This is a genomic window from Aquimarina algiphila (assembly GCF_007489275.1).
Taxonomy (GTDB): domain Bacteria; phylum Bacteroidota; class Bacteroidia; order Flavobacteriales; family Flavobacteriaceae; genus Aquimarina; species Aquimarina algiphila.
This window is the reverse complement of record NZ_VLNR01000012.1, coordinates 45,490-62,223: the sequence shown is the minus strand read 5'-3', so window position 1 is coordinate 62,223 and position 16,734 is coordinate 45,490. Positions and strand designations below refer to the sequence as shown.

General features: G+C 33.6%; 14 protein-coding genes. All 14 read right to left on the bottom strand.

Annotated features, from left to right (window positions below):
* Positions 1-175 precede the first annotated feature (175 nt).
* The 14 genes from FOF46_RS07945 to FOF46_RS07880 all read right to left on the bottom strand — a co-directional run bounded on the left by FOF46_RS07945 (position 176) and on the right by FOF46_RS07880 (position 16,670).
* Entirely contained in the window at positions 176-751 is a 576-nt protein-coding gene (locus tag FOF46_RS07945) for a hypothetical protein (protein ID WP_109436521.1), read from the bottom strand.
* A gap of 168 nt (positions 752-919) precedes the next feature.
* Positions 920-2,185, bottom strand: a complete 1,266-nt coding sequence (gene ilvA, locus FOF46_RS07940; RefSeq protein ID WP_143916089.1) for a threonine ammonia-lyase IlvA — start codon at positions 2,183-2,185, stop codon at positions 920-922.
* Between the two features lie 107 nt (positions 2,186-2,292).
* Positions 2,293-3,768, bottom strand: a complete 1,476-nt coding sequence (gene ilvC / locus FOF46_RS07935) for a ketol-acid reductoisomerase (RefSeq protein WP_143916088.1) — start codon at positions 3,766-3,768, stop codon at positions 2,293-2,295.
* 140 nt (positions 3,769-3,908) lie between these two features.
* On the bottom strand, positions 3,909-4,442 hold the full coding sequence (ilvN, locus tag FOF46_RS07930; RefSeq protein WP_109436518.1) for an acetolactate synthase small subunit: 534 nt from the start codon (positions 4,440-4,442) through the stop codon (positions 3,909-3,911).
* A 2-nt stretch (positions 4,443-4,444) separates the two neighbouring features.
* Positions 4,445-6,178 carry a biosynthetic-type acetolactate synthase large subunit gene (gene ilvB, locus FOF46_RS07925; protein ID WP_109436517.1) on the bottom strand — a complete coding sequence of 578 codons (1,734 nt, stop codon included), beginning with the start codon at positions 6,176-6,178 and terminating at the stop codon, positions 4,445-4,447.
* A gap of 126 nt (positions 6,179-6,304) precedes the next feature.
* A complete protein-coding gene (gene ilvD, locus FOF46_RS07920) occupies positions 6,305-7,981 on the bottom strand; it encodes a dihydroxy-acid dehydratase (protein WP_109436516.1) in 1,677 nt (558 codons plus the stop codon).
* A gap of 591 nt (positions 7,982-8,572) precedes the next feature.
* On the bottom strand, positions 8,573-9,220 hold the full coding sequence (locus tag FOF46_RS07915; RefSeq protein WP_109436696.1) for a response regulator transcription factor: 648 nt from the start codon (positions 9,218-9,220) through the stop codon (positions 8,573-8,575).
* 236 nt (positions 9,221-9,456) lie between these two features.
* Positions 9,457-10,239, bottom strand: coding sequence for a sensor histidine kinase (locus FOF46_RS07910; RefSeq protein WP_143916087.1), 783 nt, complete (start codon positions 10,237-10,239; stop codon positions 9,457-9,459).
* 665 nt (positions 10,240-10,904) lie between these two features.
* On the bottom strand, positions 10,905-11,300 hold the full coding sequence (locus tag FOF46_RS07905; RefSeq protein ID WP_143916086.1) for a hypothetical protein: 396 nt from the start codon (positions 11,298-11,300) through the stop codon (positions 10,905-10,907).
* A 660-nt stretch (positions 11,301-11,960) separates the two neighbouring features.
* On the bottom strand, positions 11,961-12,812 hold the full coding sequence (locus FOF46_RS07900; RefSeq protein ID WP_143916085.1) for a 5-oxoprolinase subunit C family protein: 852 nt from the start codon (positions 12,810-12,812) through the stop codon (positions 11,961-11,963).
* Positions 12,809-13,534 carry a 5-oxoprolinase subunit PxpB gene (gene pxpB, locus FOF46_RS07895; protein ID WP_143916084.1) on the bottom strand — a complete coding sequence of 242 codons (726 nt, stop codon included), beginning with the start codon at positions 13,532-13,534 and terminating at the stop codon, positions 12,809-12,811. Before pxpB ends, FOF46_RS07900 begins: the two co-directional genes overlap by 4 nt.
* A 4-nt stretch (positions 13,535-13,538) precedes the next feature.
* Entirely contained in the window at positions 13,539-14,270 is a 732-nt protein-coding gene (gene pxpA / locus FOF46_RS07890) for a 5-oxoprolinase subunit PxpA (protein ID WP_143916083.1), read from the bottom strand.
* Positions 14,271-14,296: 26 nt separating this feature from the next.
* Positions 14,297-15,517: an Nramp family divalent metal transporter gene (locus FOF46_RS07885; protein ID WP_109436509.1), complete on the bottom strand. Its 1,221-nt coding sequence runs from the start codon at positions 15,515-15,517 to the stop codon at positions 14,297-14,299.
* A 22-nt stretch (positions 15,518-15,539) separates the two neighbouring features.
* Positions 15,540-16,670 carry a DUF2891 domain-containing protein gene (locus FOF46_RS07880; RefSeq protein ID WP_143916082.1) on the bottom strand — a complete coding sequence of 377 codons (1,131 nt, stop codon included), beginning with the start codon at positions 16,668-16,670 and terminating at the stop codon, positions 15,540-15,542.
* Positions 16,671-16,734: the final 64 nt, after the last annotated feature.

Here is a 16,734-nt window from a genome sequence, read left to right as displayed (position 1 = left end):
ACTATCAGACCAAAAACGCATCACTGCAATACAAAACACTCACAAACCTATTTAACTCGCTAAAAAACAACACTTTAAAATACTTAATTTTTATATAAATTTATTTCTAGACCGTATTTAAAACAAAAAAGACGACCTTTTCAGATCGTCTTTTTATATTATATATTTGATTGAATTAGTTTCCTCCAAAAGTAAATAAAAGACCAAGGTTTATTGTAAAATCGCTAACCGATTGTTCAAAATCTCCTTCTCCAGTTTTACCTGCGCTCAAATATGCTACATTCATATTAAGAACACCATACTTAAAACCAAGTGCTGGACGAATTGCAAAATTTGATGTACTTTCCGCCGCTTCTACATCTCCGGTAACGCCATTTGCTTCTATTTCTACAGAACCGATAGAAGTAAGACCTAAACCTAAACTACCATAAGGTCTAAATCCTTCTTTTCTAAAATAGTAACGACCATTTAAAAGATAACTACTTAGGGCAATAGCTCCAAAAGATACATTTTGACCATTAATAGTTTGATCACCTCCTACTAAGAAGTCTCCTTGTGCTAAAATAGATACATCAATATCTTCTGTAACACCATATCCCAATTCTAAATGGGCAGAAACCCCGCCATCAGTATAGTCTGCTATATCTCCAGTTGGAAGAGCATAACCAATACCAAAACCAAGCTTAACTTGTGCATTTGTAGCTGTAATTCCTAACAAAGCAATCGCAGCAAAGAGTAAAAATTTTTTCATAATTGATTAAGTTTTATCGTTTAAGTGCACGAATATACCGATAAAAAACACGAATTAACAAATTATTTTAAAAAAAAATTAACATAATAACAACAAAAACCTATAAATCAAGTATTTAACAACATAAGAGACAAGAATTGTTGTTGTTTAGTGTAACGAAATAAGGTATTAAATGAGAAATTGAAACAAATCTGGTTTATCATTTAGATAATCTCCAAAGAAATTAAGCTCTTTCATTCTGGAGATTAAAGGCTCTAAATCCTTTTTGTCTTTTAATTCTATTCCAACCACAGCAGGGCCATTCTCTCTGCTTGATTTTTTTGAATATTCAAAATGTGTAATATCATCGTTAGGGCCTAATACTTCGCCTACAAATTGTTTTAGAGCACCCGCTCTTTGTGGAAAGCGAACAATAAAATAATGTTTTAAGTTTGCATATAATAGAGCTCTTTCTTTAATTTCGGCTGTACGCGTAATATCATTATTACTTCCACTTACAATACACACGACATTTTTACCCTTAATTTTGTCCTTATAAAACTCCAATGCAGCAAGAGTTAAAGCTCCAGCCGGTTCGACGACTATAGCATCTCTATTATACAGATCTAAGATAGTCTGACATACTAATCCTTCAGGTACTGTATACATATCGGATAAGTATTCTTTACAAATTTCAAAATTAAGATCTCCTACTTTTTGAACAGCGGCTCCATCAATAAATTTATCAATATCAAAAATCTCTGTATTCTTATTATTTCGTATAGAAGATAACATAGATGGTGCCCCTTTAGGCTCTACTCCGATAATTTTTGTTTTTGGTGATAAAGCTTTCATAGCACCACATAATCCTGATGCCAACCCCCCTCCTCCAATAGCTACAAAAATATAATCTATAGTCACATCTGCTTGCTTAAAAATCTCGAGGCCGATTGTCCCTTGTCCTTCTATTGTTTTAGGATCTTCAAAGGGATGAACAAAAGTTTTCCCTTGAGACTTACAAGCTTCCATAGCAGCTTTAAATGAATCATCAAAAGTATCTCCTTCAAGAACAATTTTTACATAGTCTCCACCAAACATTTCTGTTTGAGCAATTTTTTGTTTTGGAGTTACCGAAGGCATATATATGGTACCTTCGATTCCCAAATGATTACATGCAAATGCAACTCCCTGAGCATGATTACCCGCACTAGCACATACCACTCCTTTTTCTAACTCTTCTTTGGTAAGTGAACTAATCTTATTAAAAGCTCCTCTAATTTTATAAGATCGAACTCTCTGGAGATCTTCTCTCTTTAATAAAACATTAGCTTCATATCTACGAGAATAACGAATACTATCCATTAGTGGAGTGACCATGGCTACTTCTTTGATTATAGAAGCTGCTTTCTGGATATCTTCTAATTCAGGAAAATATGTAGTAATGACAGAGCTCATACTTATAGGTTATTATTCATTAAAACTTTGTTAGCCTGGATCCATCGAAGGTTACACAATACACATCTCAAAACTTCAACAGACCCGGCCGAACAAAATTTAGTGAATTAGACTATCGGTTTCATTGCGGTCATAGACGCTCTAAGTCTAGCTCCAACAACTTCGATAGGGTGATTACGCAATGCCGCATTTACTTCTATTAACTTAGCATTATCTACACCATTATTTCTTCCTTCATCGTATTTTTTTCCGATTACGTCGGTATCGATTTTCTTCATAAAATCGGTAAGTAATGGTTTACATGCATGATCAAAAAGATAACATCCATACTCTGCAGTATCAGAAATAACACGGTTCATTTCAAATAACTTTTTACGTGCAATAGTATTGGCAATAAGAGGAGTCTCATGTAAAGATTCATAGTATGCTGATTCTTCTATGATTCCAGAATCTGTCATAGCTTCAAAAGCCAACTCAACACCTGCTCTTACAAGAGCAACCATTAACACACCGTTATCATAGAATTCTTGTTCAGAAATCTCTACATCACCAGCAGGAGTTTTTTCGAATGCTGTCTCTCCCGTTGCGGCTCTCCATGATAATAAGTTTTTATCATCATTCGCCCAATCTTCCATCATTGTTTTAGAGAAATGACCAGAAATAATATCATCCATATGTTTTTGAAATAGTGGACGCATAATCTCTTTTAATTCCTCTGATAATTCAAAAGCTTTCACTTTTGAAGGATTGGATAATCGATCCATCATATTGGTGATTCCACCATATTTTAACCCTTCGGTAATGGTTTCCCATCCATATTGAATCAATTTAGAAGCATAACCTGCATCAATTCCTTTTTCTATCATTTTATCAAAACATAAAATTGACCCTGTCTGCAACAATCCACAAAGAATTGTTTGCTCGCCCATGAGGTCAGATTTTACTTCGGCAACAAATGAAGATTCTAATACTCCTGCTCTATCTCCTCCTGTTCCTACAGCGTATGCCTTTGCTTGTTCTAAACCATGTCCCTGAGGGTCATTCTCTGGGTGTACCGCAATTAATGTTGGCACCCCAAAACCTCTTTTATATTCTTCTCTTACTTCTGACCCTGGGCATTTAGGTGCTACCATAATTACAGTAAGATCCTCTCTTACCTGAGTACCTTCTTCTACAATATTAAAACCATGAGAATATGATAAAGTAGCTCCTTGTTTCATTAAAGGCATTACCGCATTTACTACTTGAGTATGCTGCTTATCTGGAGTAAGATTAATAACCACATCTGCATGAGGTACTAATTCTTCATAAGTTCCAACATTAAATCCATTATCAGATGCATTGATAAAAGATTGTCTTTTCTCCTTTATAGCTCCTTCACGAAGTGCATATGAAACATCTAAACCAGAATCTCTCATATTTAGTCCCTGATTAAGACCTTGGGCACCGCATCCAACGATAACCATCTTTTTTCCTTTTAGTGCATCAATTCCTCCTGAAAATTCTTCAGAATTCATGAATCTACATTTTCCTAATTGTGTTAATTGATCTCTTAATGATAGCGTATTAAAATAATTTGCCATTTCCTTCCTAATTTGTGATTTCCGTTCGGAAATTTGATTTAATTTTGATTTATAGTTGTTTCTCTTTTATGGTGTCCCCTTGCGGGACAGGCTATCCACTTTATCCCTGAAACAAGTTCAGAGGATGTCGTTTCTATCCCTTACACAGTCTCTGATCCAAAACTTTCTAATATTTTAGAAATATGCATTTTATCTTTTGTAACTGCAATTCTGCCAGAACGCACAAATTGCATCAGCCCAAAAGGTTCTAATTTGTGATACAAAGCTTCTACTTCTCTTCGTCTTCCTGTTTTCTCTAACACAAAAAACTCTGGAGTCACAGTAACAATATTAGCATTACTATTCTTAATTACATTCTGAATCTGGCGATCTTCAAACAATAACTTTGAAGCTACCTTAAACAATGCTGTCTCCTGATAAATAGTCTCTTCATCTTTATGATAAAATGCTTTTATAACTTCGATCTGCTTTTCGATTTGACCAATTAACTTTTTTACTTGTTCTTCGGTTATTTTCACCACTATAGTAAATCGAAACACATCTTTGATTTCTGAAGCAGAAGCTGTCATACTATCCAAATTGATGTGACGCTTCAGGAATATTGCCGATATCCTATTTAGCAATCCTATATTATTCTCGGTATATACCGATATCGTAAAATTTTCTTTTTCCATAATTACTCTAATCTTATATCAGAAACTGATGCTCCTGTCGGAATCATCGGAAATACATTATTTTCTTTTTCAACACATACCTCCAAAAAATAAGGGCCTTCACACGCGATCATTTCTGCAATTGCATCTTGTAAATTTTCTCTTTTGGTTATTCTTGTGGATTTTATGTGATATCCTTCTGCTATTTTTATAAAATCTGGATTTACCATTTCTGTAGAGGCGTATCTTTTATCAAAAAATAGTTGTTGCCATTGCCTTACCATGCCCAGAAAGTCATTGTTTAAAACAACTATCTTTACAGGTACTTTGGTTTGAAAAATTGTACCCAACTCCTGAATCGTCATTTGATATCCTCCATCACCAATTATAGCGACAACTTCTCTATCCGGAGCTCCCATTTTTGCACCAATAGCAGCAGGTAATGCAAATCCCATTGTACCTAGCCCTCCAGAAGTAACATTACTTTTGGATTTAGTAAACTCTGCATATCTGCATGCAATCATCTGGTGCTGTCCTACATCAGATACGATAACTGCATCTCCTTTGGTTTCTTCATTAATCCCTCGAAGCACTTCTCCCATAGACAATCCTTCTTTACTAGGATATAGCTCATCTTTGATTACTTTATCATATTCTATAGCATCGTAATCTTTAAATTCCTGAAACCACGAATCATGTGTATTTGATTTTACCAAAGGAAGTATTTTGGCAAGTGTATTTTTAACATCTCCCATTACAGCAACATCAGCCTTCACATTCTTATCAATCTCTGCTGGGTCAATTTCAAAATGAACAACTTTAGCTTGTTTTGCGTATGTTTCCAGATTTCCTGTTACTCTATCGTCAAAACGCATTCCGATGGCTAATAATAAATCACACTCATTAGTTAATTTATTTGGACCATAATTACCGTGCATACCTACCATACCAACATTTAATGGATGTGATGTCGGCAATGCAGAAAGTCCTAGTATTGTCCATGCTGCAGGTATTCCTGTTTTTTCTATAAAGTTTTTTAATTCTTCTTCTGCTTCTCCAAGAATTACCCCCTGACCAAAAACGATCATTGGTTTTTTTGCTCCATTTATGAGTTTAGCAGCGGCTTCAAGACTTTTTGGTTCTGTTTCTGGTATTGCCTGATAACTACGTACTCCTTTGCATTTTTCATATATAAAATCTAATTCACCAAACTGAGCATCTTTAGTAATATCAACCAGAACAGGTCCTGGTCTACCCGACCGAGCAATATAAAAAGCTTTTGCCAGTACTGTTGGAATATCTTCAGCTTTCGTTACCTGGCAATTCCATTTTGTAATTGGCATGGAAATTCCAATAATATCTGTTTCTTGAAATGCATCTGTACCTAAAAGATGAGAACCTACCTGGCCTGTGATACAAACCATAGGGGTAGAATCGATCTGCGCATCCGCAATTCCAGTCACAAAATTAGTAGCTCCCGGTCCAGAGGTTGCAATTGCTACTCCTACTCTACCACTGGTTCTGGCATATCCTTGCGCAGCATGTGTTGCACCTTGCTCATGTCTGGTTAATACATGATGTAACTGATCCTGATACTTATAGAGTTCATCGTAGACAGGCATTATTGCCCCTCCCGGATATCCATAAATCAAATCTACACCTTCTGCCAAAAGACATCGTATTACCGCTTCAGCACCAGTCATTTTTTCTGTTGCTACTACCTTTTGTTTTTTCACTGTTTGCGTTTGTGTTTCCATACGCGTTTTTTTATTTAGAGTCTGGATTTTATTTCAATCAAGACTTAGATCCTTTTATATATTTCGGTTTTCACCGAAATGACAATTAATAGAAACCAATACCTCATAAAGCATTGGAATACTTTTTTAGAATTCATCAGTTACACATCCTTGCGATGCCGATGAAACCGTTTTTGCATATTTATACAATACACCCTTACTAAATTTCAATTCTGGTTGTACCCAAGAAGCTCTTCTTTTTTCTATTTCCTCTTTATCAATATCTACAGTAATAGCATTAGTCTCTGCGTCAATTGTAATGATATCTCCATCTTTTACTAATGCTATCAAACCACCTTCTTGTGCTTCTGGAGTAATATGTCCTACAACAAACCCATGGGTTCCTCCCGAAAATCTTCCATCGGTAATCAAGGCTACATCTTTACCTAAACCTGCTCCCATAATCGCGGCGGTAGGCTTAAGCATTTCTGGCATTCCTGGACCTCCTTTTGGACCTTCATACCTAATGACGACCACATCACCTTTTTGTACTTTTCCATCTCTAATCCCATCATTAGCATCATACTCTCCATCAAACACTTTAGCTTTTCCTTGAAAACGCAACCCTTCTTTACCCGTTATTTTTGCAACACATCCATTTTCAGATAGGTTTCCAAACATAATTCTCAAGTGCCCTGTTTGTTTGATAGGGTTTTCCAAAGGTTTTATAACGTCTTGACCTTCGGTAAGATCAGGAACATCTAATAAATTTTCTGCTAATGTTTTTCCGGTTACAGTCAAACATTCTCCATGTAATAACCCTTTCTTTAATAAATATTTTAATACTGCAGGAATACCTCCAACCTCATGTACATCTTCCATAAGGTACTTTCCACTTGGTTTTAAATCTGCCAAGAATGGAGTTTCATCACTAATTCTCTGGAAATCTGCAAGTGTAAAATCTACATCTGCAGCTCTTGCAATGGCTAAGAAGTGTAATACTGCATTGGTAGATCCTCCAAGGATAGTCACTAACCGTATTGCATTCTCTAAGGATTTCTTAGTTACAATGTCTTTTGGTTTTATATCTTTTTCTAAGAGTACTCGCATAGCACGACCTGCAGCGATACTCTCTTCTTCTTTGTTGTTACTAATTGCAGGATTTGAAGAGTTATAAGGTAATGACATACCCAAAGCCTCTATTGCAGATGCCATTGTATTGGCAGTATACATACCTCCGCAAGCTCCTGCTCCCGGACAAGCTTTTTCTATCACACTTTTATATTCTGTTTGAGTAATTGTACCAGCCACTTTCTCTCCCCAGGCCTCAAAAGCTGAAACCACATCTAATTTTTTACCTGCATGATGTCCTGAAGCTATTGTACCTCCATACACCAGAATTGAGGGTCGATTCAATCGTAAAATAGCCATTAAAGCACCCGGCATATTCTTATCACACCCTACAACAGTTACCATTCCGTCATAAGACATGGCTTGTACCACAGTTTCCATAGAATCTGCAATCACATCTCTTGAAGGTAATGAAAAACGCATTCCCGGAGTTCCCATAGAAATCCCATCACTTACTCCAATAGTATTAAAAATGAGTCCTACAACATCTTCTTCTAATGTTCCTTTCTTCACTAATTTAGCGAGATCATTAAGATGCATATTACAAGGATTTCCTTCATATCCTGTACTTGCAATCCCGACTAAAGGCTTATTAAAATCTTCATCGGTTAAACCAATTGCATGAAGCATTGCTTGCGCTGCAGGCTGTGTGTCATCTTGAGTGACTTGTTTACTATATTTATTGATGCTCATTACGTTTGAATACCAGTTTTTTATTAATTTGATAAAATTTTAACTATTCTTTTACGACATTTGTATCGTATTGAATAAACCACAGTATAAAATTATTTCCTTATGGCTAAACGGGTAAAGATTATTCAATACCCTTACAATATCCAATACTCACTTTACCTTTCTTAAACACTGATTAACAAGTATTTATATTCATTTTTTTTACAATCACTATTTGTTAATTTTTAATTAATTCTACATTTTGGTCTAAAAAAAAACCCTTCATACTTGAAGGGATTCTTATATTTTTAACATATCAATATCCCTCATCATGGTGAGCTAATCACAATACTAATAATGACATTGATATTATTGTTGTTAAACATGTTCATTTTTTAAATTTGGTTCAAAAAAAATCCCTTTACTGAGGTAAAGGGATTTTTTATATTTTGAATATCAAATATGATCCCTTATCAAGGTAAAATAATTACCTCAATACTAATGACCGCGTTGATATTTATATTTTTTATACCCATTTATATGGTCAAATATAGCAAAATATTCTATTGTCCTATATTTTTATATGTAAACTTTTGAAAATTTAGCGTTTCACTAGATTTTAAATAATTTGTTTTTCATACAATAAATCACCAACCCTACTCTTGTTTTCACTTCTAGCTTTCTAAAAACAGTTTCTCTATAATTTTCTATTGTTTTTGGACTTAGGTTCATTTCTCCAGCAATATCCCTATAGGTAAGTTCTGAACAAGCGAATTTTAAAAAGACTCTTTCTTTGTCTGTTAATTTATCTTGTAGGTTTTTACTAGTATCAACACCTTCAGAATTTCTTAATGCACTTTCTATTTTACCTGAATAATAGAACCCTTGTTCTATTACCATCTTCATTGCGAACTCAAAATTCTCTGGATGAATATCTTTAAGCAAATATCCTTTTGCTCCAGCTCTAAGCATTTTGATAATGGTTTCTTCATCATCTTCCATGGTCAAAGCCAATACTTTTTGATCTGGTTTATTTTCCTTAAGCCATTGCATGGTTTGCACACCATCCATAACTGGCATTTTTACATCTAAAAGAATAAGGTCTGGTGTTTTTCTTTTATGAAGATAATATTGTGTAAGTTCTTTGCCGTTCTTTAGAATCGCTAATACCTCATATGCTTCAAGCTTAGAAATCAAACTTTCTAGCGACTGCGCGAATAAAAGATGATCATCAACAATTACTATGGTCTTTTTTTTCACAAGTTTACATTTTAATAATCATTTTTAAATACATGACAAAAAGTTATACAATATAGAAATGAGTTGATTTGTCATTCCGTTGAAGAACGGAATCCATATATTAATGGCACTACGCCTAAATAGATCCCAGTCTACACTGGGATGACAAAACACATTATTTATACCATTAAACCAGGTTTAAATTATATAGCCATCTATATTGAGAAAACAATTCTCAATACTACAAATGTATTAAATCAATTTCTATCTAGCATAGGATATGACAAGGTAAGTAAGACACCTTTTCCTGGAGAAGATTTATAGTCCAGTTTTGCTTTGACCAATGAAGCCCGACTTTTCATATTTAATAATCCTGAGTTTGCCTGTACAGATTTCATATCAAAACCAACCCCATCATCTTGTATTTTAATACGAAGTGCTTCTGCTGTATACTCCAGTTCTACATTGAGATTAGATGCTTCTGCATGTTTAATGGTATTAGAGAAAAATTCTTGAATAATGCGATATAAGATAATCTCATCTTTGGGATCAATATACCCCTCTTCACCTTTTATCGTTAGTGTAGGTGTTAAAAAATTAAGTTTTTCAAAACGTTTTAGTTCTACCCGAATGGATTTCTCTAATCCCACATTCTCAATCACTTCATGATTTAAGGTTTTGGATAAATTTCGGATTTCCTGGAGACTATCTCCTACCAGTTTACGAACATCCTGCAGAGAATCTGAAGACTGAGCATCAATGGTAGTACCCATAATATTGATTTGCATGACCGCAGTAGATAATAACTGACCGATATTATCATGTAACTCCCAACTTACATTTTTAAGAGCCTGCTCTTGTATTTCTATACGAGATTTAAAAATCTCATCTTCAAAACGTTGTTCTGCCCTTAACCTCTCTAGAAGTAATTTATTTTTTCGTCGTTGAAAAGCAACAAAAAAGATAATACCGAATATTATAAAAAAAAGAATAATTACGGTAAAATAAACTATTAATAAGATTTGTTCTTTTTCAAGCATACTATAAAACCTATGGTATAGCAAGTATAAAGAAAAAAGATTGCAGTATTTAAAATTATCATGCGAATATTTATAAAATCTGGACTTTCTTGACTATAAAACCTACTATAAATGAATATTGGCGTTGCTATTAAATGAAAACCCATCGCGCCAATTGTTATATAAAATGATATTGTTTTATAAAAAGTTAATATTTTATCACTCTGAAGCATTTCATACAAGTACAAAAAACCACCGATTAAAATTAAAACGGTCCCTATTATATATGTAAATGATGCAATAGCATTAAAATAAACATTAGAAAAGATCAAGTTAAGAATGGCACCTGTAACGAAAAGACTTACAAGCGTTCTCATAAAAAACTTGAATTTATAAGTTTTATAATGATAACTTAAGTATAAAACATAGAACGAAAAATTAATTATTAAATAAATATTTTGCAGCCAATGGTTTTTTTCTAAAAAAGTACCTTTTAGTGATGGAAACATATCAGCATAATAAATAAGCCCTGGTAAGGTTCCAAAAAACTCGATTAAAAATGTAAACCATAAGAAATAAACAAAATACCGAGAAGCTGTATCCTCTCGGTATTTTTTTACGTAATAACTACCAGATAATGCAGCTATTAGTTCAAATAGCAAATATGAAAATAAAAATATCATATATCAAAAAGCCACAGGAGGAATACCACTTGACCCGCTATTATAAGGTTCCAAATTATAATTATTTTGTGCGTGATCTCCTCCTTTACCCATTTCACCAGCAGGTGCTCCCGTAGGTGCTAAAAATACAGTAGCATATCCTCTATCCATTTTACATTGTTCTTTAGGATAAGCTCCAAAATACATTCTAATCCCCGGATTACAGATCCCTTGTTTTTTAGATTGTTTTTTTACGTATTTAAGATATTTCTCTAATTCCTCAACACTCCACCAAAATTCTCGTGTATCTTCAAATCCAAGACACTTATCGATTTCTGGTGTTCTGGTATCACACCATGTTTTTTGAAGATCTTTTGCTTCTTCTATACTAATACATTTTTCGGGTCTTTTTTTTCCCATAACTTTTTTTATTTAGGTTAACTGATGCTAATATATCCAAAAAACCTGGTGCAAAGCAAATACAACATACCATCAACCACAAAACCAAAAGAAGACCAACCACTATTAAAAAACTGGATTACAATACCTTAACACATTAAACACAATACCATAAAAAAAGAACATAGGGGATTTTCCCCCCATAGCAAAAAGGGGCATTTCCCCTGTTTCATTCTTATGGTTTTTGATTATACAAATGTGTTACCTATAGAAAGATTATGGACTATACAGTAGGTCGAACAATAAGAAATCCCTCAAGGATTGAGGCGTAAAATAGGACTCTGTTGAATTAGTATAACTTACAACATTTAATTCTCAGTTAAATAAGATTTAAAAAAAACGAATTTCATTAATATAGAAATAAGTTGATTTTTCATTCCGTTGAAAAATGGAATCTACTTAATACGTGTACTACCAAAAATTGATTCCAGCCTACGCTGGAATGACAAAAAACAATGAATACTCGTTCATCATACTAAAAACAACTAATTAAATATATAGGCAAATAATAGATGAAAAAATTACATTATCACTCTGAAACTACACTTCGACAATGCCTGTCCTGAGCTTGTCGAAGGGCTCAGTATGACAATTTTGATTTTATCATACTTAACGGTATTGTTATATCAACTTAAAACTACATCTTTCTTTCATTCTTTTTTGTGCAATGCTATTGATTGACATTTCACTTAATTGTAAAACTCTTGGATATCCTCCTGTGGTTTGACAATCTCTCATCAAAATTATCAAAGTCCCCGATGGAGTCAATTGAACTGTACCTGGTAAAACCGGAGAAGTTAACATCGATGGTAAATCGTTATATAATTTCTCTTCTAATTGAATTGCCATTCTATTTATTGTATTCGAAATGGTAAACGAATTATCAAATAAAAACGACTGTTGATCTTTTGATAAATGATCAAATTCTGGTCCCTTATACACTTCTAATTTTTGGGTACTATCGAACAATATTGGAATGGAAATAGTAGACAATTGACGATCAAAAATATTGCTCATTTCATATGGTAAAACAGCATCATTTTCTAATCGATAATCAGAGGTAATTGATTTATAAAAAGATCTACTTTTTAAGATAAGTGAAGTAGAAAAACCTTTACGTATTCCTACATAACCATACACACCTTTCCTACATGATTTAAATTTTAAAATATCATCTTTAACAATACGAATTTTTTTATACATATCAATTTTCAGATCATTTAAAAAGGCATCCGCTTCAGCCCCTGTTAAAACAATTTCTGTATTTTCAAAAAAATGTAAAACTGGAGGTTGGAAAGTCCATTCTATACATGCCGAATTTTTATCATTCCCCAACAATAAATTTGCTAATCCATATGATAATTTATCCATAGCTCCACTTCTGGGAACACCATATTTTGAAAACCCAAAACGACCTCCATCCTGAATAGTGGTAAAAAAACCTGCTTTAAGAATTTTAACTCCTCCAGTCATATCGTGATCGGTTTAAATAAGAAACTATCTTTTTCACACTTTGATCTGATATCGTTATATTCATATTCTTTTATCGACATAAACTGAATAGTATCTCCAGGTTCAAAAACAGTAAACTCTTTAGTATTTGGATTAAAAAAATCAAGAGGACACATACCAATTACATGCCAACCACCGGGACTTGTAACCGGATAAATTCCGGTTTGATTTCCACCTATAGCTACAGATCCTTTTTTCACCTCTAAAGAGGGTGTATTTTTTCGAGGCAAATGAAGCTTTGAATCAAGACCACCCAAATATAAAAATCCAGGTAAAAAACCTATAAAGAAAATAGTATAACGAGGAGCAGTATGCAACGCAATTATTTCATCTACAGACAATGATTTATTTTTTGCAAACGTGTTCAAATCAGGTGCCAGAGCAGGGGAATAACACACTGGGATTTTCCACAGTCGATTTTCTTGTTGTCCTGGTAACACATTAGATGAATACAAGGTTTTTAGTTCAAAAACGGTATCATAGAATTTCCATATAGTAGACACATAGTAAATTAACAACGAGTTATATCCAGAAATTACCTCAACAATTAGTTTACCATAAAAAGATTCAATTGATTTTTTATAAAAAAGAAGGTCATAAAGGACATTTTTGTCAATTACTGAAGGCCATTCGATTAAAATAGCCTTTTCAGAATACTGCCAATATCTTAATTCGTAACTCATGAATTTATCCAATACTTATGTTCAATTTCAAAAATTCCTGATGTAAATATTTTAAAATATCAACCGATTTTGGATTATCTCCATGTACACAAATTGTATCAAAAAAAATTGGTAACTCCTCTCCTTTTTTCGTTTTCACCTTATCTTCTAAAACCATTCTTTTTACATGTTCAAAAACTTGTTTTACATCTGTAAGAACAGCTTCATTTTCTGAACGAGAAACCAAAGTCAAATCGTCATTATAATTTCGATCTGCAAAAACTTCAAATTTTAATCTAAATTTATCTTTCACAAGATACGATAATTTAGAATTTTTTGACGTTATTATAAATAAACTTTTATCGATATTATTTATTGCTTCAAGTACTGCAGAAGCTACCTCTTCATTTTTGACTACTTCATTATAGAGCGCTCCATGTGGCTTTACATGATGCAACTCCTCTCCTTTTTTGTCAACGTAAAATTTAACTTCTTCTATTTGAGCAACAATTGTTTTCACTAAATCATCATATGCCAAGGCCATCTTAACTCTTCCAAAATTTTCTCGATCGGGATATGATGGATGTGCTCCAATCTTTACTTTATGTGCACTTGCTAACCGGATAGTTTTCTGGATCTCTTCTTGATCACCTGCATGACTCCCACATGCAATATTACACCAAGATATAAATGGCATTATCAGAGCATCAAAACCAGCTCCTTCTCCAACATCTGCATTAAAAATTATTTCTTTCATATTCCTACAAAAAATAAAAATAAATCCTACAAATTAATTACTACCTTCCAAATACTTCTACATCCTAAAAAAGCGGCAATCAATACAATCAAAAAACCAATAGCATTTTGCACCTTAGAATTAGTGTATTTTCCTAAAATATTTTTCTTGTTCATAACCCATAAAAGGAAGCCTGCAATTACAGGTAAAAGGAGTCCGTTTGCTACTTGTGCAAATTGTATAATCTTAATTGGTTTTATCCCTAGAGATGAAAATACTACACCAAGAAAAAGTATAAACATCCAAACTGATCTAAATTGTTTACTCTTTAATCCTCCTTGCCATCCTAAACATCCTTTTACTACATATGCAGCTGCTAAAGGAGCAGTTATAGCCGAGGTAATTCCTGCTGCAAAAAGCCCTAAAGAAAGTACATATTTTGCTGCAGGTCCAAAAACAGGTTCCAGACTTTTTGCTAAATCAGCTGCATTATTTACTTCGTTACTAAGTATTGCAGCACCCGCAATAATAATAGCCATAGACACTAACCCACCAGCCGAAATAGCAATAATGGTATCTTTTCTTGCTAATGGTAGTTCTTCTGGAGTATTCCATTTTTCTTTTACCACTGAAGCATGAAGAAACAGATTATAAGGAACGACTGTAGTACCCACTAACCCAATAACTGTAAATAGTTTTTCTGAAGAAAAATCGGGAACAAACCCTTTAACAACTAAAGAAATATCTGGTTTGGTCACAATAGCAGTAATAATAAAAGCCAAACTCATAAAAAGTACTAACACTATCAAACTTCTTTCTAGTATTTTATAATTACCTATGTACAAAACCACAAATGCCAATACTCCAATTATCCAACTCAAATAGTTAAAAGCGAACCCTCCCAAGCTTATATTTGGCGATTCAATGATTGTTGATAACCCTAAGACACCACCACTTATATTGCCTGCTTCATAGGCAGCATTACCAATAAAAATTGCAGAAATAATAATACCCAGAAGTATTGATTTTACAATTTTATTATCAAACTGAGATTTAAGCACTTCACTAAGTCCATTTTGAGTTACCACACCTAGCCTTGCTGCCATTTCTTGCAATACCATACAAGCTATAATAGAAAGTCCCAAAGCCCATAATAATGTATACCCAAACTTCACTCCTGCTATTGTGCATACTGTGACTGTACCCGGACCAATAAATGCTGCTGTAACCAAAGTCCCCGGACCAATATTAGAAAACCACTTTTTCATGCGTTCACCTATTTTTAATCATTTATTTTGTATTTATATCTAAGGTGTATATCGCAAATGACCCTAACCAATGCCCTCCTTCATAACTATCTCCAACCAGATTGGGTAATGAATAGTTGATGTGCGTATTTGCTACCGAAAAAAGATGCGCATAGTCCTCGTATTGTTTTGCTAATCCATATAGCACCCAGGCTCTACTAAAATTGAGCCCATCTAAATGTACTAGTTTACCATCAGTACGATCAGATACTTTACCCACTTCTATTGTGTAGTTTTTATTTTTTAGTTGAGGCATGAAAGCAGAAATCCAATGATCAAATTCTTTTTTATTAAGTATTCTTCTCATTAGGTCAATTTCTTCAAAACAAGGAGACAAAAAATCATAGCCACTTGGTTCCCATCCGATAGGGCAGTTCTGATCATTCTGATAGAACTCCTTTGCTTTACCTTCAATACTTTCCTTTAATTTTTGATGATTAACCGTATTCGCATAGTCCCAAGCAAATGATAATCCGAATGCTGTATTGGTATGCTCTCCCACTCTAATAGGATAATTAAGTTTTGGCAAGAAATCAATGTATTTTTGAACAATCATAATTGTTAAAGGTTCTAAATTTTCCTCCAACTCCCTTGCTATTGGATCATCCCAGGTATGCAATTCTTCTGCTAGTTTAAGCAACCAAGCCCAACCATAAGTTCTCTCATAAGATTTATTATGTTTCTCTTCAAAATATTTAACTTCTATTGCTATATTATTTTTTGAAATATTTTGGCGCAATTTGTTTATAGCTTCTTCTCTTTTTTCGAGGTCGGGAAAGGTTTTTAAAAGCTTCACCAATGACCAATGACCATGAACAGAAGAATGCCAGTCAAAGCAACCATAAAATGTAGGATGCAATTCTTTAGGCTCTCCAATATTTTCTTTTCCTCCCAGTGTTTGATTAAGCTTGTTAGGATATTCAATTTGTAAACACGCTAATGGTAATTCTGCCAACGAATTAGCATTGGCTAATGTAAGTTGCAAAGGTTTTTGAATTGGATGTTCTTGCTGATTTTGAGCTGCTTTATCGTCTGATAATTTCTTCTGATTTTCAGCATCTTTATTACAACTTATGAAAGCTAGTATTAAAATCAAAAAAAGTATTCGATTCATAGTCAATATTTAAAAGTTCAATGTCTGTTTTCCTAAAAATATTGATTTCAGAAGGGATAGTAAA